This window comes from Methylophilus sp. Leaf414 (assembly GCF_001425425.1).
Lineage (GTDB): Bacteria > Pseudomonadota > Gammaproteobacteria > Burkholderiales > Methylophilaceae > Methylophilus.
In genome coordinates, this window is record NZ_LMQQ01000004.1 from 423,071 (window position 1) to 447,277 (window position 24,207).

18 protein-coding genes are annotated in these 24,207 nt (G+C 48.5%); 8 read left to right on the forward strand and 10 right to left on the reverse strand.

Annotated features, from left to right (window positions below; genetic code table 11):
* Positions 1 to 30: 30 nt before the first annotated feature.
* The 10 genes from ASG24_RS10950 to purB all read right to left on the reverse strand — a co-directional run bounded on the left by ASG24_RS10950 (position 31) and on the right by purB (position 11,576).
* Positions 31 to 909 (reverse strand): peptidoglycan DD-metalloendopeptidase family protein, encoded by an 879-nt coding sequence (locus ASG24_RS10950; protein ID WP_055871312.1) that lies wholly within the window; start codon positions 907 to 909, stop codon positions 31 to 33.
* Positions 906 to 1,580, reverse strand: a complete 675-nt coding sequence (locus tag ASG24_RS10955) for a protein-L-isoaspartate(D-aspartate) O-methyltransferase (RefSeq protein ID WP_055829993.1) — start codon at positions 1,578 to 1,580, stop codon at positions 906 to 908. The genes ASG24_RS10950 and ASG24_RS10955 overlap by 4 nt, the downstream gene beginning before the upstream one ends.
* 5 nt (positions 1,581 to 1,585) lie before the next feature.
* Positions 1,586 to 2,335: a 5'/3'-nucleotidase SurE gene (surE, locus tag ASG24_RS10960; RefSeq protein ID WP_055829249.1), complete on the reverse strand. Its 750-nt coding sequence runs from the start codon at positions 2,333 to 2,335 to the stop codon at positions 1,586 to 1,588.
* A 146-nt stretch (positions 2,336 to 2,481) separates the two neighbouring features.
* A complete protein-coding gene (locus ASG24_RS10965) occupies positions 2,482 to 2,859 on the reverse strand; it encodes a DUF2069 domain-containing protein (protein WP_055829246.1) in 378 nt (125 codons plus the stop codon).
* Positions 2,856 to 3,581 (reverse strand): HugZ family protein, encoded by a 726-nt coding sequence (locus tag ASG24_RS10970; protein ID WP_055829244.1) that lies wholly within the window; start codon positions 3,579 to 3,581, stop codon positions 2,856 to 2,858. The genes ASG24_RS10965 and ASG24_RS10970 overlap by 4 nt, the downstream gene beginning before the upstream one ends.
* A 20-nt stretch (positions 3,582 to 3,601) precedes the next feature.
* Positions 3,602 to 4,192 carry an NAD(P)H:quinone oxidoreductase gene (gene wrbA, locus ASG24_RS10975; protein ID WP_055871315.1) on the reverse strand — a complete coding sequence of 197 codons (591 nt, stop codon included), beginning with the start codon at positions 4,190 to 4,192 and terminating at the stop codon, positions 3,602 to 3,604.
* Positions 4,189 to 4,977: an NYN domain-containing protein gene (locus ASG24_RS10980; RefSeq protein ID WP_055871318.1), complete on the reverse strand. Its 789-nt coding sequence runs from the start codon at positions 4,975 to 4,977 to the stop codon at positions 4,189 to 4,191. Before ASG24_RS10980 ends, wrbA begins: the two co-directional genes overlap by 4 nt.
* Positions 4,978 to 4,991: 14 nt before the next feature.
* A complete protein-coding gene (locus ASG24_RS10985) occupies positions 4,992 to 8,279 on the reverse strand; it encodes a translocation/assembly module TamB domain-containing protein (RefSeq protein ID WP_055871319.1) in 3,288 nt (1,095 codons plus the stop codon).
* Positions 8,279 to 10,021, reverse strand: coding sequence for an autotransporter assembly complex family protein (locus tag ASG24_RS10990; protein WP_082488077.1), 1,743 nt, complete (start codon positions 10,019 to 10,021; stop codon positions 8,279 to 8,281). The genes ASG24_RS10985 and ASG24_RS10990 overlap by 1 nt, the downstream gene beginning before the upstream one ends.
* Positions 10,022 to 10,205: 184 nt before the next feature.
* A complete protein-coding gene (gene purB / locus ASG24_RS10995) occupies positions 10,206 to 11,576 on the reverse strand; it encodes an adenylosuccinate lyase (protein WP_055871320.1) in 1,371 nt (456 codons plus the stop codon).
* A gap of 213 nt (positions 11,577 to 11,789) precedes the next feature.
* Here purB and ASG24_RS11000 point away from each other — a divergent pair, with 213 nt between their 5' ends.
* From ASG24_RS11000 to ASG24_RS11035, 8 genes are all read left to right on the forward strand, one after another.
* Positions 11,790 to 12,461: a transglutaminase-like cysteine peptidase gene (locus ASG24_RS11000; protein WP_055871323.1), complete on the forward strand. Its 672-nt coding sequence runs from the start codon at positions 11,790 to 11,792 to the stop codon at positions 12,459 to 12,461.
* 154 nt (positions 12,462 to 12,615) lie between these two features.
* Entirely contained in the window at positions 12,616 to 14,541 is a 1,926-nt protein-coding gene (locus ASG24_RS11005) for an EAL domain-containing protein (protein WP_055829227.1), read from the forward strand.
* A 137-nt stretch (positions 14,542 to 14,678) separates the two neighbouring features.
* On the forward strand, positions 14,679 to 16,823 hold the full coding sequence (locus ASG24_RS11010) for a type I secretion system permease/ATPase (RefSeq protein WP_055871327.1): 2,145 nt from the start codon (positions 14,679 to 14,681) through the stop codon (positions 16,821 to 16,823).
* Between the two features lie 4 nt (positions 16,824 to 16,827).
* Positions 16,828 to 18,240: an HlyD family type I secretion periplasmic adaptor subunit gene (locus tag ASG24_RS11015; RefSeq protein WP_055871330.1), complete on the forward strand. Its 1,413-nt coding sequence runs from the start codon at positions 16,828 to 16,830 to the stop codon at positions 18,238 to 18,240.
* A gap of 3 nt (positions 18,241 to 18,243) precedes the next feature.
* Positions 18,244 to 18,924 (forward strand): response regulator transcription factor, encoded by a 681-nt coding sequence (locus ASG24_RS11020; RefSeq protein WP_055871333.1) that lies wholly within the window; start codon positions 18,244 to 18,246, stop codon positions 18,922 to 18,924.
* Between the two features lie 217 nt (positions 18,925 to 19,141).
* A complete protein-coding gene (locus ASG24_RS11025; RefSeq protein WP_055871337.1) occupies positions 19,142 to 20,950 on the forward strand; it encodes a TolC family outer membrane protein in 1,809 nt (602 codons plus the stop codon).
* Between the two features lie 224 nt (positions 20,951 to 21,174).
* Positions 21,175 to 22,515, forward strand: a complete 1,341-nt coding sequence (locus tag ASG24_RS11030; protein WP_055871340.1) for a retention module-containing protein — start codon at positions 21,175 to 21,177, stop codon at positions 22,513 to 22,515.
* Between the two features lie 95 nt (positions 22,516 to 22,610).
* Positions 22,611 to 22,934, forward strand: coding sequence for a hypothetical protein (locus tag ASG24_RS11035; protein WP_055871344.1), 324 nt, complete (start codon positions 22,611 to 22,613; stop codon positions 22,932 to 22,934).
* The last annotated feature ends 1,273 nt before the right edge of the window (positions 22,935 to 24,207 follow it).

Consider the following 24,207-nt stretch of genomic DNA (forward strand, 5'->3'; position numbering starts at 1 on the left):
ACATCCTCGGCGAAGGCCTGCTATGTTTAGCTAGCTATTACCGTTATTTGCTGCTGCATTGCCAGGCAAGTAGCTGACTGGATCAACCGGCTTACCTTTTTGCCTGATCTCAAAATGTAACATAGGCGGTTTGCTGTTAGCCGCCGCTGGCAATATTGCCAGTTTTTCACCCTGCGACACGAAAGAACCTTCTTTCACCAGAGAGTTTCCCTGATGTGCATAGACTGACAGCAGGTTGCTGTTGTGCTTGATGATAATCAGCTTGCCATAACCGCGCACATCCATGCCGCTATAAATTACTTTGCCAGCGCCAGCCGCATTCACTGTTTGCCCTGCATTGCCCGTAATATTCAATCCCTTGTTCAACTGCGGGTCGAATCCGGCACTGACTTTACCAGCCAGTGGCCATTGCCATTGAATATCATTGTCGGCAACCGCGTCAATATCTTGCCCGTCTGCAGGTGCTTTCGCGCCGTCTGTTGCAGCGGCTGCGTTAGCAGCACCGCCACTGGTGGCATCACCGGCAGGCGCCAGTTCAGGGCGGGTAATGGCAGAAGTCACCACTTCTGCATCGTCCGTAGAGGCAGTGTCATTGGCTTTATTATTGGTTGTACCAGTCGCCGCTTTTATGTTTAAAACTTGGCCGACGTGAATTTCATAAGGCGTTTGTAACTGATTGATTTCAGCAAGTTTCAGGTGAGGGATGCCGAACTTTCTGCCGATGTTGTACAGATTGTCACCTTTTTGCACCATGTACTGGTTAGGGCCAACGGATACCGGGGCTGCAGGTTTGTTATCCGGTGTTTTAGTGGTGCTGCTAACGGGTGCGCGCGGCATGGGGGAGTTTAGCGCACACGCTGCCAATGTTGCAGCAGTCAATCCGGTAATGAGAAGCGAGCGTAATCTCATGATAAAGCAGTTCCCCCTAATAATGGCACAAACTTGACCGGTTCCAGGGCGGTTTTCTGCACGCCTTGCGCGGTCCTTTCAATCAGATGCAATACTTGTTCAGCAGTGCCCACCGGAATCACCATACGGCCACCGACGGCCAGTTGATCTACCAATTCCTGTGGCACATGGCTGGAAGCAGCGGTGACCATGATGGCATCAAACGGACCGTAGTCTTTCAGGCCGATACTGCCATCCGCGTGATCCAGTTTGACATTGGTGCACTTTAATGTACGCAAATGTGTCCTGGCTTTCATTACCAGCGGGCGGATACGTTCGAGTGAGAACACTTCATTGCTGACGCGTGATAATACAGCGGTCTGGTAGCCACAACCGGTGCCAATTTCGAGCACTTTGTTCAGCTGTTTACCGTTACGCAAAATCTGCGTCATTTTCGCCACAATATACGGCTGTGAAATGGTCTGGCCATAACCTATCGGTAAAGACACATCTTCATAAGCACGAATGGATAAAGCTTCATCAACAAAAATGTGGCGGGGAATCTCTGCCATCACGTTAATCACCACTTCATCCTGTATGCCTTGCTCGCGCAAACGCGTCAACATACGCTCGCGTGTGCGGGAGGAGGTCATGCCAATGCCGGTTTTACTGGTGTTTCTTGGAATCGCCATCTTGCTTAATTCGTGTTCTGCAACCATTGTTGCAAGTGTTTGATTTGTGAATGCTTGGTCAGGTCTACCTGAATCGGCGAAATCGATACATATCCCTGGGATACGGCATAAAAATCAGTGCCTTCGCCGCCATCATTCGGTTGACCGGCCGCACCTACCCAATAAACAGTTTCGCCACGCGGGGTTTTCAGTTGAATCACTGGCTCGGCTTTGTGACGCTTGCCTAAACGGGTCACCTGGCGGCCTTTGATTTCGCTAAAGGGGATATCCGGTACATTGACGTTCAACAAGGTCGGTTCGAGGATTTCGCTATGATTGAATTGCTTGACCAGGTCGACAATCACGCGCGCTGCCGTCTCAAAATGTGCAGGTTGGTGTTGTGACATAGAAACTGCAATAGACGGAATGCCTAATAAGTAACCTTCTGTGGCAGCAGCAACTGTGCCTGAATAAATGGTGTCATCACCCATATTGGCGCCGTCATTAATGCCGCTGATGACCATATCCGGCATTTCTTGCATCAATCCGGTCAGCGCAATGTGCACACAGTCAGTCGGGGTGCCGTTCACATAAAAAAAGCCATTAGCGGCCTGTTTTACGCTTAACGGTCTATCCAGCGTGAGGGAATTGCTGGCGCCACTTCGATTGCGTTCCGGTGCGACTACGGTAATATCGGCCACTTTACTCAGGTGTTGCGCCAGTGCAGCCAGGCCTGGGGCCAGGTAGCCATCGTCGTTGGATAACAGAATTTTCATGCCGGATATTATATAAGGTTTACTGACCTTGTTTATGCCATACCCTGAAAGAATTTAGCATGAGAATAAGTATTTTTTCCTGCTAATGGCTGCAATACATACAGTGCATTCCGCCAGTATTTTAATCTTAATCGCTGTGAGTGGTTTCACGCTGCATTTTGCAAAGACGTTTGGTAGCGCTGCCCGGTATATTTGGCATAAGCAATCGCGCTGGCAAAAAATACTATGCTTAATAATATCTCTGACCATGCCAGCAGGCGTGTGACACCAGTCTCAGACCAGGCCCTGACCGCGCCTTCGGTAAAGTAAAACAGGATAAGCATGCCTGCCCATTGATAGGTATAGCGTTTACCGCGCAGGATACCAAATAGCGGTGCCAGCAACGGCAAACTTTTCAGGAATAGCAAACTGCCACCGCTACGCAAGGGCGCCCAGAAAATTTCCCAGCCCAGGCACAATACGATTAAACCAATCAGGCTGATACTCGCGCCCAGGCGGCTCCATTTCAGAATAGCCGGGATCATGAGCGGCCAGCTTGTGCCAGAGCCACTAAAGCCTTGCGTGCATCCATCGCGTTGAGTACGGGTTGGTCAAAATTAAAACGCAACTGGCCATACACTTCTTCGCCATGCATATATTTCACATCAAAGCCATCGGCATCCAGCCCTATCATTTCCGCCTGATCGGCCGTAACGCCATGCACGTGCTGACAATATTCCAGCATGCTGTCTATGTGGTCTTCATTCATATGCGAAACGATGCCGGATTCCTGCGAGGCCAGCATGCTATCTGCCAAATCTTCATTCAGTGAATCACCCTCAAACCAGTCTAGCCTGCCAAGGCCTGCGATGTAACGCACATGCTCGACGCGTATGCGATACAGGTGAAACTCTTCCAGGTCAAAATAAGTCACTGCATCAGGGAAGTAGCGCAGATAGCGTGCGCGTAAATCCGAGTCATTTTTATCAGAGGGCAATGCCTCGCCTATCAATGTCAGTTGTGCGTGCGCATGCTGGTTTTGTGCTTCCGAAAATACCAGTAAGGATACTTTGGCGTTTTCATGCATATTTTTGGCATGTTCAGCATTGGCATTCACCAAAATGATAGGCTCAGCCTGCTGGCTACAGATAAATGGCGCAATGGCGCCAAAGGGATAGCCAGGGTATTTCATGGAGTAGGTGGACAACACGGCATGGCGTGTGGCAAACAGAAATTGGCGTGCTTCGCGGGTGAGGGCGGCAGACATACAGGTTTCCTAAATAACAGTTATTGCAATTTGAGTGCAGTTTCGGCCAGGCGTTTCCCTAACGCCATGCACAATTTTTTTTCATCATCGGAAATTGGCTGGTCATCCATCGCACCGCCGATATGGCTGGCACCGTATGGAGTACCGCCGGTTTTGGTAGTGCCCAGTTGCGGCTCGGAATAGGGCAGGCCAACCATCAGCATGCCGTGATGCATTAACGGAATCATCATGGTCAACAATGTCATCTCGTTACCACCATGCAGGGAACCGGTTGAGGTAAACACAGCTGCCGGTTTACCGATTAATGCGCCTTTAAGCCAGAGACCTGAGGTGCCGTCGAGAAAGTATTTCACCGGTGCGGCCATATTGCCGAAACGCGTAGGACTGCCCAGCGCAAGGCCGGCACATTGTTCGAGGTCCTGCAAAGTCGCGTAAGGTGCGCCGGAGGCTGGAATGTCCGATTCAGTCGCCTCTGAGTTGGCAGAGACTTTCGGCACGGTGCGCACTCTGGCTTTGGCGCCATTCACGCTTTCCACACCACGCGCAATCAGTTGCGCCATGTCTTTGACGGCGCCGCCTTGTGAATAATAAAGAATAAGGATTTCAGTCATTTTTTTCGTTTGTCGCGTAATTTCTGTTTTTGGTCATCTAACTCAAACAAGCCGATGGCATTTACCAGTTCACTGAATTTTGTATAACCGTAATTGCGTGAGTCAAAGGCGGAAAAGTTTTTAACGATATGGTTTTTGACTGCGCCCATGGCGGCAAAACCCGTCTCGTCAGACAGCCCTTCAATGGCTGAGCGGATCAATGATACCAATTTGGCATCATTCGCTAATTGCTGTTTGGTTTTTTTACCAATAGGCACAAGCCTAATTTGTTCTTCATCCGACTTGGGTTTGGTCGTGGCTTCCACTTGGGCAGAAGATTCCTCCACGTTTTTTTCCTGGAGCAGGATTTCAAAATAAACAAACTGGTTGCAGGCCGCCCTCAGGGATTCCGGCGTTTTATTCTCGCCAAAGCCATACACAAATTTGCCTGCTTCACGCAAACGAATCGCCAGCCGCGTAAAGTCACTGTCGCTCGATACGATACAGAAACCATCGAGCGGAGCAGTGTAAAGCAAATCCATAGCATCAATGATCAATGCGCTATCAGTAGCATTTTTACCTTTCGTATTAGCGTACTGCTGAATCGGCTGAATGGCATGTTTAGGCAGCACAGGCTTCCATTGCTTGACATGATCAGAAGTCCAGTCGGCATAAATACGCCTGACACTGATATCGCCGAACTTGGACATTTCTTCAAACAGCTCATCAATGATAGGAATGACCTTGAAGGTATTGTCAGCATCAATCAAGACTGCCAGTCGTGGATTTTTATTATCCTGTTGCATGCCATCCTCCTGGGTTAATCAAAGCTGAAACCGTAAAATATATCCAGCGCGTTATCCGAGCCAGTCCTGGTTTCAATCGAAATCCGGTTGGTCAGCTGGTAGGTGAGTTTACCAACATTTAATAGCCCGACAATGCTTTTTTCGTAGCCTACCACCAGGCGGCTGTTGATGCGTTTGCCAACGCTGACTGCGTAATTGGTCGACCCTGAGCCGCGCACGTCTATACTATCCAGGCCTATGGTTTGGGCGATTCTGGTTTGCAGTGAAACTGAATCGCCTTGCGACAGTAACGCGCTGGCCGCGACTGATAACATCGCCATATCACTGCTGCCGACTGCTGACATCGGTTGCCCAAGCACCAATAACGAGATTTTGTTTTCATTGCTGGTTTCAGGGGTGGAGACCAGTTTCAGTTGTGGTGTTTGCAGGCTGCCGTTGATTTGTATACCGACTTTGGTGTTTTCCACCTGCCGCGTCGCCAGTACATCCAGGCCAATATTAGGGATTTTGCCACTGAAAATAAGACGGCCGGTTTCGATATTAAGCGATTGGCCATAAGCCAGATAGGTGCCGGTCACTTCCAAAGTGCCACTGGCAGCGAGATCATCCAGCATGCCGTCAAGACGCATTTTCCCGCTCAAAGCACCATTCAGGCCTTGACCGCGCAGCATGAATTGTTCTGACTCCTTAAAAGGGAGGCCGGGTTTATCACCAAAATCGAGACCGAAATCCTGGAAGCTTATCTGGGATTTTTTAGCGGGCGCTGTATTTTCAGGCGATTGAATGATGACGTCGCTATCCAGCTGCGGTTTATCGCCTTTGGGCAATTCAAATAGCCCTTTGTGGATTTTAAGGTTGCCGCTGATGCTGGTGTTTGCACTGGTCAGTTTTAACTTGGTGTCGCCACTCAGTTGTACCCAGCGGTCCACGCGGGAAAGTGCCTGCAATTGATTGAGTTTGGCAGATAAATCCAGTTGCCAGTCAGGCTGCTTTAAAGACAAGCCCCCAGTGGCATCCAGCTCACCGCTCTTGCCGGCAAAATGAATCTGGTTGAAAGTCACCTGATCGCCAGCCATGGTCGCATTCAGGCGGCCTTGTTCCAGCCATACCCCTTGCGAAGGTATTTGCAGTGCGAGCGCCTCGCCTGTCATCGAGCCTTTTAACTGTGGCTTGGACATCACACCGCTGACCTGCGCATCGATCGCCAGCCTGCCGGCAGGTTGAATATCCGAGAATAATCTGGAAAACCAGTTTAGCTGCCGGACATCCGCTTTCAGGCTGGCAGATACCGGCGCCGAATTTTTGATCACAAATCCAGTTGCTGTAGGTGTGACGAGTGTGTTTGCTGACAATTGCAGGTTAATCGCATCAGCGGAGTTGATGGTGCTTTCAACACTTACCTTGTCATTATCTGCTTTAACATTTGCAGTGAGTGTTTGTAGACCCAGGCCCTGCCATTTGGCATTGTTGATGTCATATACCTGCCAGTCACCCTGGCTGCGTTGTAGTTGCAGAAATCCGTTGAGGCGCTGGTCTAGCTGCAAATCCCACTGTGCAGATAATCGCAGATGATCTGCCGGTAACGGGGCTGATTGCTCAGGCACCAGCCACGCCATTAATGCTTGCAATGGAAAGTCCTTGAGCGTACCGCGAGTCTGTAATTGCATCATTTCTGCCGGTTGCGCCGAGAGGGTGCCTGCAGGTTTAGCCGGGCGGTAATGTAGCCGGGCCACTTGCATCTGGCCTTCGTATACATTTAATGCCAGTTGTTGCAGATCGAAACCTTGCGAAGCGCCCCAGGACATGTTCGCCGGATTGGCTAACCGGAACACTTTTCCGCTGGCATCCTGTAATTGCGTTAGCTGGGCTTGCCAGCGGTCATTCTGCCATGCGCCGTTAAGCGCTAATTGTATGTTGCGTTGTAATGAAGGATCAGAGTCTTTGATTTGCAACGCGAGTTGATGCTGTGCCAATGAGCCCTTTAAATTGAGTTCAGCCTCAATGGGCGGACTATCTGTGCCCTGGGCGTTTTGTTGCGACAAACCGTGTAGCTTGATCTGGTGGTCTAAAGCGGCCTGCACATTGTCAGAAGCTTGTCCCTGCACTTCAAACCCGGCTAATGCCAGACCTTGTGGTAATTGCAGTTGTTGACCTGATAAACGGTAGCTTGCATGGAAGCCATCTGACAGGTGCTGGAGCGTGCCTTCGCCTTTCACCTGGCCGGAAAAGCCCGGCATAAACTGCGCCAGGTTTGGCAAATTGGCCTGCCATGAGAGCTGGGTTGCCTGAGGTGTAGCGGCTTGCGTACTACGGATTGTGAATGTGTTTTTATCCAGTTGCGCCAGCAAATCCAGAGCGGTTAATTGCTGGCCTTGCAATGTGGCCGTCCCGCGGACTATCAACGGCTGCGTTTGCAGGCGGCTGTCTCCTGCATCCACTTTTACCTGGATAATGCCGGTGTCGGTCAGGCTGCCATCGGCGGTCACTTTTAAATCCATATGTCCAGCCAGTTGCGGATGCACATGCCTGGCCTGGAATTGTTGCAGGTGAAACAGGAGATTGCTGTTGCGGGTGTCATCCAGGCCTATGGTGGCTTTCAATAACACCATATCTTCACCAGGCTGTGTGGCAGGCACAATAGCAAACGGTTTACTCTCTGGCTGATAGTGGTGGCTGGCGGCAATATCGACTTTAGTCAGGTCGCCATGTAATTCAGTGCGCAGGTGGTAGGGCAGATCACCTTGTGGTTGCTTGATATCCATCCAGCCATTTAATGGAAACGGTGCTGCATTCTGCATCTGGAAATGGGTGCTGATCTCCCCCCATGGGCTGTGCGCCTGCGCGATACGGAATTGCATGGCTTTATTGTCAGCATCCAGGTCAAACTTGATCTTGTCTATATGGTAAGTGCTTGGCCCTTGGATAATGGTTAGCCGTTCAATGTTACCGGACAGCAAATGGAAAGGTAGCGGGATATTGATGCGGTTCGGCAAAGGCCCGCTTGCCGTTTTCGCGCCTGGGGCTGGCGTCACTGGCTGCGATTTAAACTGTAAAGTCACCTGTTTGGCCACAAAACTTGATACGGTCAATTCACCGCGTGGCGTGACGCCTAATCGCATATCCGATGCAATACCTTCGACCTTGAGGGTGGCATTACCCAGGTCAGTTTCAAATTCTTTCAGGCTGGTGACCACCATGACATTGGCTGCCCATACCATTTGTGGTGTGATGACCAGACTAAAACAAAGCGTAGTCACCAGTAATAAACGGCATAATCTTGAGAGTGTGTATATGAATAACATTAGAAATTCACTCCCAGGTTAAAGTGCAAACGGTATTCCTTGGTTTCTTCTCCATAGGCAATATCCACTCCTACCGGCCCGATCGGGCTACGGAAACGTGCACCCACACCATAACCCAGCACCGGGTCATAATCTTTCCAGCTGTTAGCAGCATTACCAAAATCCACAAACACTGCTGCACCCCAGGAGGGCGTCAGCCATTGCACTACCTCACTGCTGCCTGTCAGTAACACGCGGCCACCAATCGTTGCGCCACCTTCATTCACCCCTAATGACTGGAAGGCATAACCGCGCACAGACTGATCACCACCGGCACGGAATAAATAAGTGGCAGGAACGTTGTTGGCAGAACCGGTGACACTGCCGACTTCAAGTCTGCCTAGCCATTGGGTAGAGCTTGTTAGCGGGTAAAACACCTGCGCTCTGGCTTGTGATTGCAAAAAGCGCCCGTCAGAAATCTGTTCAAACGGTGAAAGCTGGAATTGGGTATTTAATATCCAGCCTTTGGTCGGTGCCTGCTGGTGGTCGAGATCGCGCAGGTTAAAACCGTAAGTGACCGTAAGCGCTTTATTGAATTGTGAAGTAACGTCATCCACTTGCAGATATTCATACAGCAGGTTGGCGCCAATGAACTGTTCAAACTTGCGCGGTTGGCCCCAATAGCGACGCACCCCGTTTTGCAATGCAGTGGTGACTTGTCCTTCCAGGTCGGTGCGGGTAAGGCTGTTCTGTATGCTATCCCGGTAACCTTTTGCATCCATCAGGAAGTTGATATTCGAAGTAGCTGCCTGTAAGCGTTGCTCAAGACGGATGCTGCTGTCCCACAGTAATCCGCGATCAAACAAATTGCGATCCGTGTAGTTAAACACAATGCGCGCACCTGTATTGGTGCTGGCGCCAACGCCTATACGGAAAGATTTTTCTTCCATCTCACGCACAGTGACATCTACATCAGCCGTGCGGTCCGGGTTCAATGCCTGGGTGTTGGCGACGACATCCACCTGGCTGAATTTGCCGGTGCTCATAAAACTGTTCTGTAAAAGCAGTAAGTCCGATTGACGGTATGGGTCACCGGCTTTAATGGTATTCAGCGGACGGATCAAGGTTTCCGGATAATGCTTCAAGCCGTGGATATTCACTTTGCCAAAACGCACTGCCGGGCCGGAGTCTACTGCAATGTTAATAGAGACTTGCTGTGTTTGCGGTTGGACCATCGCTTGTGATTGCGTGATTTTCGCATTGGGGAATTCTACCTGCAGCAATGAGGCTAACAGGTCACGTTTTGCTGCTGCCCAAGCCTGCTGGGTAAAAACATTATTCTCTTTTAAAGGCCAGCTTTTGTTGGCGTTTTCCAGAATCTCTTTATAGGCGGGCTGCTGTATTTCACCTGTCAGCAGCACAGAGACTTTGCTGACTTTTGCTTGCGGCGGCAAGTGGATGCGAAATTCAATGACATGGGCGGAAGGCTGGTAGGCCACCGTTTTTACTTTGAAATAGCCTTCTGTAGCCAGCAGGTCAGCGATTTCCTGTGGCGTTTTCTGGATCAGCCGCCGCCATTCACCTTCGTTCATGCGCGGGTTTTGCATAGCTTCATGTAACGTCAGGTGTTTTTCGAGCAACTCGCGCAACTGCGCTTTATTTTCAGGTGCTGATTCGTTATCTAATGAAAAGCGGGTTTGGTAAGTCTTGCCTTCCTTGATCTGGAACCAATCGCTATCTTTTGCCTTAGCGACAGGCGTCATAATGATTGTTGTCGTAAGCAATACACAAAAAAATATGAAGTACTGCGAAGAATGAGGTTTTAGAGAAATCAGGCGTAGCAGCCAGGGCAGTCCGCCCTGACTAACAAAAGAAATGAAACCAAAAGCGGGCTGCCTTAATGCAGTGTGTGAGAAATTAAAAACAGAACAATCCCTGAACAAGTCACTAAATATGTTTTACCAATTGACTCGCCTTACCGGTATAAGTTGCAGGTGTCATTGCCAGTAACGTCTGTTTGGCTTCGGCCGGGATTTGCAGCGTTTCAATAAAGGCATGCAGCGATTGCTGATTAATGCCGCCTTTGCCGCGAGTCAGTTCTTTTAACTGCTCATACGGGTTTTCAATGCCGTAACGACGCATCACGGTCTGGATAGGTTCGGCCAGCACTTCCCAGCTATTGTCCAGGTCTTCCTGCAAACGTTGTGGATTGATCTCAAGCTTGTTAAGGCCGCGCAGGCAGGAGTCATAAGCCAGCAGCGAGTAGCCAAGAGCGACACCCATATTACGCAACACGGTTGAGTCTGTCAGGTCACGCTGCCAGCGGGAAATCGGCAGTTTTTCTGCCAGGTGACGCAGGATGGCATTGGCCAGGCCCAGATTACCTTCAGAATTTTCAAAATCAATCGGGTTAACTTTATGCGGCATGGTAGAAGAGCCGATTTCGCCAGCCTTGACCTTTTGCTTGAAGTAACCGACCGAGATATAACCCCATATGTCACGATTCAGGTCGATCAGGATAGTGTTGATGCGGGACAGCGTGTCATACAACTCAGCCATATAGTCATGTGGTTCGATCTGGATAGTCATCGGGTTGTAGGTCAAGCCTAATGATTCAACAAAGGTTTTGGCGAAGTTTTCCCAGTCTATATCAGGATAGGCGGACAAATGCGCATTGAAGTTACCCACTGCGCCGTTGATTTTCCCCAATATTTCATTGGCTTGCAGTTGTTTGAGCTGGCGTTGCAGGCGATACACTACATTGGCCAGCTCCTTACCCATGGTAGTCGGACTGGCTGTCTGGCCATGTGTTCGCGACAGCATTGGTTGCTCGGCCAGTGCATGCGCAAGCTCGGTTAAGCGGGTAACGACTGAAGAAAGGTTAGGCAGGATCACGCTGTCACGTGCAGATTTAAGCATCAAAGCATGTGACAGGTTATTGATATCTTCTGAAGTACAGGCAAAATGAATAAATTCACTGGCTTTTTTGATGTCGTGATTGCCGTCAAACTTTTCCTTGAGCCAGTACTCTAGCGCTTTAACGTCATGATTGGTACGTGATTCAATCGCTTTTACCTGCATGGCGTCATCTTCACTGAAAGCCTTGATGGCTGTATCCAGCTCAGCAATAGTGTCGGCACTGAAAGGCGCGATTTCTGCCAGTTTTGGTTCCGCGCTCAGTGCTTTTAACCATTCTACTTCCACCAGGGCTCGATGCTTGATCAGCGCATATTCGCTAAAAAATGGGCGCAGCGAATCAAGTTTAGTGTGATAACGGCCGTCTAAAGGGGAGAGTGCATTGAGGGTGGTAAGAGACATGAGTTTAAAGCGGTGTGGATTTGAAAGTCGACATTTTACCCAATCCGGCAGCGCTTGTCTTTTTCTATTCTTGTGCGGTTATGTGCCTTTTCACCCTAGGCATGGGTTAGAGTACCGTTACAGATGAGCGAATTTGCAGATGAAAACCACTTTGTTTGGCAAATTATGCTTGCCAGTGCCGTGACATAATCGCTCACTGGAAATCTATTGCACATGAGACGCCACTCTCCATCCTTCATTAGTATTGCGGCAGGCTTTTGCCTGTCGCTGTGTCTGCTATGGTCGCAGATACTGGCGGATGATTACGTGCTGGCGATGCTGGAGAAGGTCCGGCAACGTTACGGGGAAGAGGCATATCAAAATGTCATGCGTTTGAACGAGCTGTATAGCCAGCTGGCAAATGCCAGCGAAATGACCAAGATCGGCATGGTCAATGATTTCACCAACCAGCATGTATTATTTGTCGATGATATCAATTTATGGGGCGTAGACGATTACTGGGCAAGCCCGCTGGAAACCTTCGGTAAAGGCGCGGGCGACTGTGAAGATTTCAGTATCGCAAAATATACCTTACTCAAAAAACTTGGCATTCCGCAAGATAAGCTACGACTGACCTACGTCCGCGCGCGCATGGCCAGCGGCAACATCCGTCCGCACATGGTACTGGCCTATTACGCCATGCCGACCAGCGACCCGCTCATTCTGGATAACCTGAATTTCGAAATATTGCCGGCTTCCAGGCGCGGCGATTTATTCCCTGTGTTCAGCTTTAACGAAAAAGGCCTGTTTGTGGCCAATAACCCGAATATGCGTGCCGGGTCACCGAATAATATTTCCAAGTGGCGCGATGTGCTGACACGCATGCGGCAGGATGGACTGGAATAACGAGAATGCTTAGATACCTGAACCAACTGGAATAGTTTAAAACCTTGGCTAAGATATGGTTAACGTGGAAAGTTAATGCTAGGCTTATGATTAAAGCCTGCATGAGAGCCGGGTTGTCGATGAGTTTACCCCAAGATAAAAGAGGGCTTAGAACATGTCATTAATAAAACAAATACGCATAGCGATTTCTGTCATTATCCTGATGGTGGCAGCGGGGTGCCTGTTTCTGGGGGTGTACGATGACCACCGCTTTATGGCCGAGCAATTGCAGAAAAAAAATAACGATAATGCCAATGGGCTGGCGATTACCTTGTCCAATATCCAGAAAGATAATGTCACGGTAGAACTGATTATCAGCGCCCAGTTTGATATGGGCCATTACCGTCGCATCGCGATTATCTCGCCTGATAACAAAACCATGATTGAACGCGTCAACCGCAATCCGCACTCTGTGGCACCGGCCTGGTTTCAATCGCTTTTCTCCGTCAACATTCAGCCAGGTATCGCCAACATCCAATCCGGTTGGCAGCAGTATGGCACGCTGGAACTGGAGAGCGAACCTTCGCTGGCCTATGACCAATTATGGGAAACTTCACGCCATGCGGTACTGTGGACACTGATCGTCGCCTTTATGAGTTATGTGGTTTCCGGCTTCTGGTTGAAGAAAATCCTCAAACCACTGGATGATGTGATTGCGCAGGCAGAGTCTCTAGGTGAACGTAAATACATTACGATTGAAGAGCCACAAACAGAAGAATTCCAGAAGCTGGTGCGCACCATGAACACGCTGTCTGACCGTGTGAAATCAATGGTGACTGACGAATCTGAGCGCTTGAATGTGTTGAACCAGCAGATCAACTATGACGAAGTCACCGGTTTGATGAACCAATCGCACTTTACCAATACTGCGTCAGTCGCATTGAAAAACGACAGTTTTGTTGAGGGTATGTTGACCCTGGTGCAGTTGCGCAATCTGTCAGATATAGACAAACAGCTTGGCTATAGCGTGACGAATCAACTCATTAAAAAAGTAGGTGATGCGCTGGAACAACAGATGGCGCATTACCCTGATGTGGTTTGTGGCAGGCTCTCCGGCAGCGAGTTTGGTATTTTCAGTCGTCAACCGCTGGATGATTTCAGTGTGGCTTCAGAACTCAAATTGGTCCTTGAAAAACTGAATGCAGCGCAACAGATCGTTCAATTCCAGTTCGTAGTCACCCATACCAAAACCAAAAAAGGTGATGATTTTGTCGATATCCACCGTGTGATGCAGTTTATCCTCGACCTGGCTGGTGACCAGGCCGCCTTGCCGATGCGTGTGATGAATGCAAACAGTATTGTGACTTCGAGAAAGAATTACCTCAGCCAGTGGAAAGAACAGTTCCTGCATGCCATCGAGCATAAACAGATCAAGCTCGCGCGCTACCCGGTCATGCAAAAAGACAAACAGTTGCTGCATTATGAGTGCCCATTACGCCTGCATATCGATGAAGGCGATCAATGGCTGGCAGCGGGTGCCTTTATTGACTGGGCCAGCCAGCTCGATATGATAAAAACGCTGGATGGCCTGGCGCTGGAGTATGCTGTCGATATGCTGGATAAAAATAATGCTAACTTGAGTGTGAATGTCTCTGCTGCCGCAATGCGTAGCGATGAATATAAAGACAAACTGCAAAGTTTGATCCTCAACGTCAAGCAGCCTGCCAGATTGAGTTTCGAAGTATCTGAAGAAGCGGCGTTTAGTGATTTTGTCCAATTCAAGCAATTTGTGCATTTGGTGAAATCGCTGGGCTGTGTGGTTGGTATGGAGCACGTGGCGACGCGTCTGGCGCAACTGGGCGACTTGCATGAGCTGGGCTTAGACTTCGTTAAATTTGATGCTTCACTGATACGCGATATTCATTTGCGTCCACAGCAGCAATCATTGTTACGCGGCTTGTGCATGATGGTGCGCACCATGGGCATCATGCCGATAGCAGAAGGGGTGCAAGATCAGCAAGAGCTGGATAGCTTAAATTCTGTAGGTATTGCAGCAGTGACAGGCCCATTTGTGCAGGAAAATCTGCAATTTGGGGAGTGATGAACATTGTCAATCTTTGTAATTCGCAGGATTTTTACCATATACTCAACGGATTGAGTGGGGTTGACACTACATATAATCGAAGCTGCTTAATATTAAGTATGAGCCGTTGATAAGGACAGTAAAAAGCCAAAGCCATGGAAACGACGCAATATTTTAATCAAACTGACAAAGACGTTTTACTCGAGTGTCTGCTTTACATCTGCCGTCATAATCGACTGGCTACCACTCGGGATGCGTTAACCTCCGGCTTGCCTCTTGAAGATGGCAAGCTCAATCCTGAATTGTTCAAACGCTCTGCCGAACGGCTACGTCTCGACGTCACTGTCCAGCAAGCTGCAATCACGGCCCTGAACCAGCCGCAAACAGATATCACCCTGTTGCTGAAAAATCATCGCGCCTGCCAGCTCTTAAAAGTCGATGACAGCCATCATTTTGCACAAGTGGTTTTCCCTGACTTGTCACCAGAGCCTGTGACCATGAGCCTGGCCGATCTCGCTGCAGAATATACGGGCTACGCGCTGGTCACCAAACAAAACTATATTTTTGATGCGCGCACACCAGAGGTCGGCAGGGTGAAGATCCGGCACTGGTTCTGGGGCACGATTGCCGAGAATAAAGGCATTTATCGCGATGTGATGGTCGCAGCCTTGCTGATCAATATCTTTGCGCTGGCGATGCCGCTGTTTACCATGAATGTGTATGACCGCGTAGTCCCTAACAAAGCAGTGGAAACCTTGTGGGTATTGGGCATTGGTGTAGGCCTGATTGTGCTGGGTGATTTGCTGTTGCGTTCCATGCGCGCCTATTTCCTGGACTGGGCCAGTGCACGTATCGATGTGAAGCTCAGTGGGCAGATCATGGAGAAGGTACTGGGTACACGCTATGATGCCAAGCCAACATCAGTCGGCTCCTTCGCTTCCAACCTGCGTTCATTCGAAAGCGTGCGTGACTTTATCACCTCGGCCACGGTAGTGACGCTGATCGATTTGCCATTCGGAATTATTTTCCTGATTGTGATTGCCTGGATCAGTCCGTTTATGGTGTTGCCAGCCCTGATCGGCGGCGCAGTGGTATTGATCTACTCACTCAGCGTGCAAAGCAAAATGCATGACTTGTCCGAGACCATGTACCGGGCCAGTGCACAACGTAATGCGACACTGATTGAAAGCCTGGTCGGCCTGGAAACGGTGAAATCCATGGGAATCGAAGGACAGATGCAGGGCAAATGGGAGCGTAGCGCGCTCTTCCTGTCTGAAGTCGGCAGCAAGCTCAAATTATTGTCTTCCTCAATCACCAATGGCTCTTATGCCTTACAGCAAATTATCAGCGTAGCCATCATTATCCTCGGTGTATACCTGATTTCAAACGGCGACCTGACCATGGGTGGCCTGATTGCCTGTTCACAATTGACCAGCCGCGCATTAGCGCCGATTTCACAGATCGCCAGCCTGTTTACGCAATACCATACTGCTGCGACTTCACTGAAGTCGTTAGAGGCGATCATGGAAAAACCGGTCGAGCGCGGTAAAGATGTGAGCTTTCTCTCTCGTCCCGCTTTTAAAGGCGAAATCGAATTTAAAAATGTATCTTTTAAATATCCCGGTACAGATGAGTTGGCATTAAATGGGATTTCTTTCAGGATTCGTCCGGGCGAGCATGTGGGGCTTATTGGGCGTATGGGCTCAGGCAAGACGACGATTAACAAGTTAATTCTTGGTTTGTATCAACCTACTGAAGGCGCGATTCTGATTGACGGCATTGATGCGCGGCAGATTGATCCGGCCGAATTACGCCGTAGTATTGGCTATGTGCAGCAGGATAACCACCTCTTTTATGGCACATTGCGAGACAATATTACGTTGCGTCATCAACATGCAGACGATAATGCTGTGTTGAATGCGGCACAAGTGGGCGGGATTGCCGAGTTTGTAAATGCGCATCCGAAAGGCTTTGACCTGGAAGTGGGTGAGCGCGGCGATACGCTATCCGGTGGCCAGCGCCAGGGTGTGGGTATTGCGCGTGCTTTTGTGACCAGTCCGCAGATTGTGTTGCTGGATGAGCCCACCAGTGCGATGGATCACTCGGGCGAAGAAAACGTTAAAAACAGGATTGCTGAAGCATCCGCCAATAAAACCCTGATTGTGATTAGTCATCGTAACGGTATGCTGGAGTTGGCAGAGCGCTTAATCGTGATTGATTCCGGGCAGATTGTAGCTGACGGCTCCAAAGAAGATGTCACCGCTGCGTTGCGTGCGGGTAAAGTGGGTAAGGCAAGGTAACATCATGGCAAAAAAAATATTCGATAAGTTTGGTGACGTTACTAAAAATGACAGCATTTGGATGCGCATGGGCAAACCTGTGCATCTATTGGTCGACAAAATAATTAAAACAGATACATCAGAAAACCGGTCATGGTCTGAGCAGGCGCATGATGTGATGGTTGAAGATAGCATGTTGCATGCAAAATTAATCATGTACGCGATCCTGATTATTCTCGTGGTATTGCTGGTGTGGGCCAACCTGGCTGAAGTTGATGAGGTGACTCGTGGTGAAGGCCGCGTGATTCCATCGCGTCAGATCCAGCTTGTGCAATCACTGGACGGTGGTATCGTGACAGATATCATGGTTAAGCTGGGAGATACCGTAAAACGTGGGCAACCGTTGATTAAAATCGATGAGACCAGGGCGATTTCTTCTCTGAAAGAAAATGAAAGCCAGTATTTGTCACTGAAAGCCAAGGAGTCACGCTTAAAGGCATTAGCCAATGGCGGTCCCTATAATCCGCCAAGTGAAGTGCAGCAAAAAGTCCCTGATACTTATTTGCAAGAACTGCAGTTATTTAATGCTGCGCGCGCCGAGCTGGATTCACAAGTCAATATTGCCAGGGATCAATTGTCTCAAAGAGAGCGTGAGCTTTCAGAAGTGCAATTTAAAAAAGAGGTGGCAATCAAGACTTACGACTCCAATAGCCGCGAACTGGCTGCGAATCGCCCTCTGTTGAACAGTGGCGCCGTCTCTGAAATTGAAATCCTGCGTCTGGAGCGTGAAGCCAATCGAGCCAAGGGTGATATAGACCAGGCCTCAGCGCAAATGAGCCGGTTGACGGCTGCTATTTCCGAAGCACGTCGCAAAGTGTCGGAAGCACAGCAGACTTTTATGAGTAAGGTACGGACCGACCTGAACGAGACTACCGCCAAAATCAACAGCCTGACGCAGTCCAGCCTGGCGTTATCCGATAAGGTGAAACAGTCAACACTACTTTCTCCTGTAAATGGCAAAATCAGTAAGCTATATTACAACACTGTTGGCGGCGTCATTCAGGCGGGCAAGGAAGTGATGGAAGTGGTGCCATCCGATGATGCACTGGTGATTGAAGCTAAAATCCAAACCAAGGATATTGCATTCATTCGCCCCAAACAGCCTGCGATCGTGAAGCTTACTGCTTATGATTACAGTATTTACGGCAGCCTGGATGGTGAAGTGCAAGATATTGCAGCAGATTCGACGATTGACGATAAAGGAAATGCTTTTTATGTCGTTAAAGTAAGAACAATAAAGAATAATATCGGCGACCATCTGCCAATTATTCCTGGTATGGTGGCACAGGTAGATATTTTGACGGGTAAGAAAACGGTAATGTCCTACTTGCTTAAACCTGTGCTTAAGGCTAAATCGTATGCATTAACCGAGCGCTAATCTATGAAACATATTTTTATTACTTCATTAAAGCAGCCTGTAGAAGCCTGGCTGAAAGCATTTCCTAAATTGGTCACCAGTGCGGAAGTAGTTTCTGCCGATGTAGCTGGTGCAACTGTAGTATGGGTACATGCGCAATTGGAAAGCAGCAACCAGTGGCGTACTCAGGTGCAACAAGTGTTGTCCTTGATTCCATCTGCGAAAGTCATTGTACTGTCTAACAACCCCGAGCAGGCTGAAGCTATGCAAGCGCTGGAGCTAGGCGTCGTAGGTTATTTGCATGCTTATGCGCATCATCAAGTCATGAAAGAAGTTTACAGTGTCGTTTCCCATGGCGGTATCTGGCTGGGGCGTGATTTGTTAAAACACCTGATCACATTAACTGCGCGTGGCTCACGCCAGAATGTGGATGTGCTTGATGAGGTATTGGAAGGCCTTACCAAACGTGAGCGTGAGGTGGCACTGGAAGCAGCCAAAGGAAACAGCAATAAGGAAATCGCTCGTACACTTTCAATTTCTGAGCGCACCGTTAAAGCCCATTTGACCTCTGTCTTTGATACTTTAAAAGTGAGGGACCGTTTGCATTTGGCGCTGGTGTTACAAGGTCAGTCTCCTCAAGGACATTTCGAACTGGATAAAGCTGTCAAAACCGGCTCCTCAAATAAGTCCCACTTGAATTCATAAAATTGATGCTTTAAATTTGTATCAATTTTATGAAAATAAACAGATTTTAGGGATTTTTCTTTATGCACAATAGTCTCAAAGTTCAGATTTGTGACTTTTTCCCCTAAACCCCTTAATTAAAACCACTTTTATGGGGTGGGATACTCTTGTGCCTTAACAATACTGTAGTTATACTGACTTCAGGATAAATCTTTAATAACTTGTTAAGAGTCTGCACATGAAACTAAAAAAAATTGCCTCTGCACTAATAATAGGAGTGTTTTCCTACTCATCTGTGTCCTGGGGAGCAAGTCCGGAAACTTTGGAGAAAATCATCGAGAAAGCGGTGTCTGAGAACCCTGAGGTTCAAGCCCGCTTTCATGCATATAAAGGTGCTGAATTTGATGAGGCTGCTGCTAAAGGTAGATACCTGCCAAATGTGACAGTTGATCAAGTATTTAGAAATCAGGAGCGTGTGGTTCCTGTAAATATTAATAATACTAACTCTCCAAACCAGCAATCCACTTTAACATTACGTCAAATGATTTTTGATGGTTTGGCGACCCCGGCAGAGGTTGGACGTCTTGACCACGTGGCCAAGTCCCGTTTTTATGATTTGCAAGGGCAGATGCAAAGTATTGCATTGGATACCGCCACCGCTTACTATGATTTGCTGCGTTATCGCCGTCTGGTTTCTTACGCTGAAGACAACTATGTTGTACACAAGCAAGTGCACGAAAAAATCAAGTCTCGTGTAGATGCGGGTGTGGGCAAGAAAGTCGACCTTGAACAAGCCACTGGCCGTTTGGCACTGGCTGAAGCTAATCTTCTGACAGAAACAACCAACCTGTATGACGTTTCTGCAAGATTTCAGCGTCTGGTAGGTGAACTGCCTCCAGCTAACGTTGTTGAAGTGCAGATGACAGGCGATGGCTTGTCCGAGAGTTCTGATCAGGTGCTTGATGCGGCGTACAAACAAAACCCTAACATCCTGGCTTCAATTGAAAACATTGTTGCTGTAGAGAAATCTGTGTCCGGACGTAAGGCCCCTTTTATGCCACGTTTGGATTTGCAGGGCCGTAAAGTCCTTGATGTGAATGATGCAAGCAGAAACAGCATACTGGCTGCAGATACACTTGAAGTTACCGCTAGCTGGAATATTTTCAACGGGTTCACTGATAAGAACAACCTGGATTCTGCTTCGGAAGAGCTTAATCGTGCGCACGATTTACGCGATAAGGCGTGTATCGATACTCGTCAGCTGGTATCTATTGCATACAACAATATCAAACAATTAAATGAGCAGGTCGCTTATCGAAAGCAGCATCAGGACTCTATCGAGAACGCGCGTTTAGCCTATCGCAAACAGTATGATATTGGTCAGCGTACATTGCTTGACCTGTTGGATACAGAGAACGAATATTTTCAATCCCGCCGTAATTTCACAAATGCTGAAATGGATCTAAGTACTTCATATGCGAGAGCATATGCAGGTCAGGGTCTGTTGTTGCGTAAACTCGGTGTCAGTCGTGCGGACGTTGGTGAATATGCGCGTGAAGAGTATCTGGATCGTGAAAATGTATGTAAGGCTATGGCTCCAGCACAACTTGTCGTAGATAAAGCAGCTTTGCTGGCGAATGCCAAACCTTGGGAAGGTGAAGCATTTAAACCAAAAGGTCCAGAAAAAGCGACCATGAAGTTCACGCCACGCATTTTGTTCCAGGCGAATAGCGCTATTATCTTGCCAGAATCGTATGCTGATCTGGATATCGTTTATGATGTTGTGAAAGAGTGGGGCAACGATAAGATTGAGATCGCTGGCCACACAGACAAACGCAATACCTCAAAAGAGAAGTATAACCTTTTACTCTCCGAGAAGCGCGCGAAGGCTGTAGCAGACTACTTGATCAAAAAAGGATTGGATGGAAGTCGTATAGTAGTTAAAGGTTATGGTTATTCTCAACCTATTGCTGAAAATGATCCAATTAATGGTAATGACGCAAACCGTCGCGTTGAAGTTATTCGTTTTCAATCAGTAGCTGAATAAACAAATAACAAAAACCTAGTTGTATTAATAAAAAGCGAAGCCAGAAATGGCTTCGCTTTTTTTATGGGTTTTTGAATTTTCGTGATTGGTAAAGTTGTTTTTAAAATCATTCGAAAACCCGTATTGAATGCTCAATATTGTACTTCAGTACAATAGATTTTCTGTTTGTATTCGCGTTAAATACGACACTATCAAAACTCTCTCAACCTTTATTGGGGAAAAAAATGGCTACAGTGATTGGTACTGTTACGAATGTTCAAGGTATGGCAATTGTGGTGGATGCAAATGGCAACCGTCATATGTTACAGGTAGGCGAAGTGCTTCATGCTGGTGATAAGGTAATCACGGCAAGTGGAGCGACAGTGACTGTCAAACTTGCAAACGGTGAAACAGTAAATTTTGCTGAAGCGCAAACAATTAAGATTACTGACAATTTGGCGCAAGTCGATGTGTCAGATGTAACAGAAAATGCGGTGAATCAGGCTGTATTTGATGCAGTTTTAACTGCATTGAACGAAGGCCGTGATATTACAGAAGTTCTCGATGCGCCTGCTGCAGGTGAGGCTGGTAGTGATGGTAACGCCAGTTTTGTTAACCTGGATCGTATTTCTGAAAGTGTGGCTGGCGCAACCTATGATGGTGGAAGCGGTTTCGTGGAAACGCCTCCTTTATCAGTTTTGCCTAACTATCAGTATTTTCCTGAAGACCCCACTATTGATTTCGTTACTCCAAGTAACCCAGCCATTCCCGGTAACGACCGTGTGATTGAAGGTAGCTCAATGGTATTTACCGTTGGCTTAAGCACTCCTACTCAAGCACCAGCAACTTATACGTTTGCAATAGGTGGTGGAACGGCTTCCAGCGCAGACTATGGTACTCCTGTGTTCAGCAATGGCGTGGTATTGAATGCCAACGGCACTATTACTGTGCCAGCCGGTGTTAGCAGCTTCACTGTGACAGTACCAACTGTCGATGACACCGATGTTGAGCCTAACGAGACTTTGCCAATCAACGTAGGTGGTGTGGTTGGCGTAGGTGTCATTGTTGATAACGACACAGAAGTTGTGACCGTAGAACCAGGTCAGCCAGGCACGGGGGACGACAGCGTAATCGAAGGTGCGGCTTTGGTATACAACGTCACATTGAGTAATACTACCAATGTAATTACGACGTTTACTTACAGCCTAGGTGGCGGTACAGCCTCCACCGCTGATTACGGCACCGCCGTATTTAGCAACGGTGTGGTATTAAATGCCAATGGCACAATCACAGTGCCTGCTGGTGTAAGCAGTTTCACCGTGACAGTGCCAACTGTGGATGACTCCATCGTTGAGCTGAACGAAACCTTGCCACTGACTATCGGTGGTGCAACTGGTACAGGCATCATTGTCGATAACGACAGAGCTACTGTAGTGACTGTAGAGCCAGGCACTCCCGACCCCAATGATGACAGCGTCGTTGAAGGTAACAATCTGGTGTACACAGTGACTCTGAGTGCTACCACCAACGCACCTACTACCTACGCTTACAGCCTGGGTGGCGGTACAGCGTCAACTGCTCTCTGAGTGCTACCACCAACGCACCTACTACCTACGCTTACAGCCTGGGTGGCGGTACAGCGTCAACTGCTGACTATGGTACAGCCGTATTCAGCAATGGCGTGGTATTAAATGCCAACGGCACTATTACCGTACCGGCAGGTGTCAGCAGCTTCACTGTGACAGTGCCAACTGTGGATGACACCATTGTTGAACAAAACGAAACCTTGCCACTGACTATCGGTGGAGCAACCGGTACAGGCATCATTGTCGATAACGACAGAGCTACTGTAGTGACTGTAGAGCCAGGCACTCCCGACCCCAATGATGACAGCGACGTTGAAGGTAACAATCTGGTGTACACAGTGACTCTGAGTGCTACCACCAACGCACCTACTACCTACGCTTACAGCCTGGGTGGCGGTACAGCGTCAACTGCTGTCTGAGTGCTACCACCAACGCACCTACTACCTACGCTTACAGCCTGGGTGGCGGTACAGCGTCAACTGCTGACTATGGTACAGCCGTATTCAGCAATGGCGTGGTATTGAATGCCAACGGCACGATTACCGTGCCAGCTGGTGTGAGCAGCTTCACCGTAACAGTGCCAACCGTAGATGACACCATTGTTGAGCCAAACGAAACCTTGCCACTGACTATCGGTGGTGCAACTGGTACAGGCATCATTGTCGATAACGACAGAGCGACTGTGGACACTGTAACTGCAGGTCCAAATGGTGGATCAGTGGTTGAAGGTAACAACCTGGTTTACACAGTAACTTTAAGTGCGACAACAAACGCAGAAACTACATACAGCTTTACACTTGGTGGCGGTACAGCATCAGCTGCGGATTATGTAACTCCTCCAACATTCAGCAATGGCGTGACATACAACTCAGCTAACAACACCATTACAGTACCTGCTGGCGTTAAAGATTTCACAGTGACTGTACCTACAGTGGATGACACCATTGTTGAACCAAACGAAACATTGCCGATTAATGTTGGTGGCGTGGCCGCTATCGGCACAATCGTGGATAACGATAGAGCGACTGTAGACACTGTGACTGCCGGCCCGAATGGTGGCTCAGTGGTTGAAGGTAACAATCTGGTCTATACAGTGACTTTGAGCGCTGAAACAAACGCATCCACTACCTATAGCTTTACACTGGGTGGTGGTACTGCCTCTGCCGCGGATTATGTAACACCTCCAACATTCAGCGATGGCGTGACTTACAACGCAGCCAATAATACGATCACCGTGCCTCCTGGCGTTACCAGCTTCACAGTGACTGTGCCTACAGTAGATGACACACTGGTTGAGTCAAATGAAACCTTGCCAATCAATGTTGGTGGTAAAACAGCAACAGGAATCATCATTGATAACGATGGCGGTATCACTACTGTAAACGGCAGCAAGTTTGCTGTTTCCGAAGAAGGTCTGCCAGGTGGTATTAAGGACAGTACAGGCAGCAACGACACAACAGACTCAGCTGAAGCGACAGGTACATTCAGTCTAAATGGTAGCAGTGCCGGAGCAGTGTGGACATTAACCGCACCAACAACAACTCTGACCTCTGGTGGCGTAACTGTAACCTGGACATTGTCTGCTGATGGCAAAACATTGACCGGTTCAGCCGGTAACGAAAAAGTATTGACTGTCACTATCAACGATAGCGGTGAGTACAAGGTTGTGCTGAATGGTCAAGTCGACCATCC

Coding starts and splice junctions, on each gene's coding strand:
- ASG24_RS11010 (WP_055871327.1), top strand. CDS start 14,679: ATGGAAACGACGCAATATTTTAATCAAACTGACAAAGACGTTTTACTC.
- ASG24_RS10950 (WP_055871312.1), bottom strand. CDS start 909: ATGAGATTACGCTCGCTTCTCATTACCGGATTGACTGCTGCAACATTG.
- ASG24_RS10985 (WP_055871319.1), bottom strand. CDS start 8,279: ATGTTATTCATATACACACTCTCAAGATTATGCCGTTTATTACTGGTG.
- purB (WP_055871320.1), bottom strand. CDS start 11,576: ATGTCTCTTACCACCCTCAATGCACTCTCCCCTTTAGACGGCCGTTAT.
- ASG24_RS10965 (WP_055829246.1), bottom strand. CDS start 2,859: ATGATCCCGGCTATTCTGAAATGGAGCCGCCTGGGCGCGAGTATCAGC.
- ASG24_RS11030 (WP_055871340.1), top strand. CDS start 21,175: ATGGCTACAGTGATTGGTACTGTTACGAATGTTCAAGGTATGGCAATT.
- ASG24_RS11015 (WP_055871330.1), top strand. CDS start 16,828: ATGGCAAAAAAAATATTCGATAAGTTTGGTGACGTTACTAAAAATGAC.
- ASG24_RS10990 (WP_082488077.1), bottom strand. CDS start 10,021: ATGACGCCTGTCGCTAAGGCAAAAGATAGCGATTGGTTCCAGATCAAG.
- ASG24_RS11025 (WP_055871337.1), top strand. CDS start 19,142: ATGAAACTAAAAAAAATTGCCTCTGCACTAATAATAGGAGTGTTTTCC.
- ASG24_RS11005 (WP_055829227.1), top strand. CDS start 12,616: ATGTCATTAATAAAACAAATACGCATAGCGATTTCTGTCATTATCCTG.
- ASG24_RS10970 (WP_055829244.1), bottom strand. CDS start 3,581: ATGTCTGCCGCCCTCACCCGCGAAGCACGCCAATTTCTGTTTGCCACA.
- ASG24_RS10980 (WP_055871318.1), bottom strand. CDS start 4,977: ATGCAACAGGATAATAAAAATCCACGACTGGCAGTCTTGATTGATGCT.
- ASG24_RS11000 (WP_055871323.1), top strand. CDS start 11,790: ATGAGACGCCACTCTCCATCCTTCATTAGTATTGCGGCAGGCTTTTGC.
- ASG24_RS11020 (WP_055871333.1), top strand. CDS start 18,244: ATGAAACATATTTTTATTACTTCATTAAAGCAGCCTGTAGAAGCCTGG.
- ASG24_RS10955 (WP_055829993.1), bottom strand. CDS start 1,580: ATGGCGATTCCAAGAAACACCAGTAAAACCGGCATTGGCATGACCTCC.
- wrbA (WP_055871315.1), bottom strand. CDS start 4,192: ATGACTGAAATCCTTATTCTTTATTATTCACAAGGCGGCGCCGTCAAA.
- surE (WP_055829249.1), bottom strand. CDS start 2,335: ATGAAAATTCTGTTATCCAACGACGATGGCTACCTGGCCCCAGGCCTG.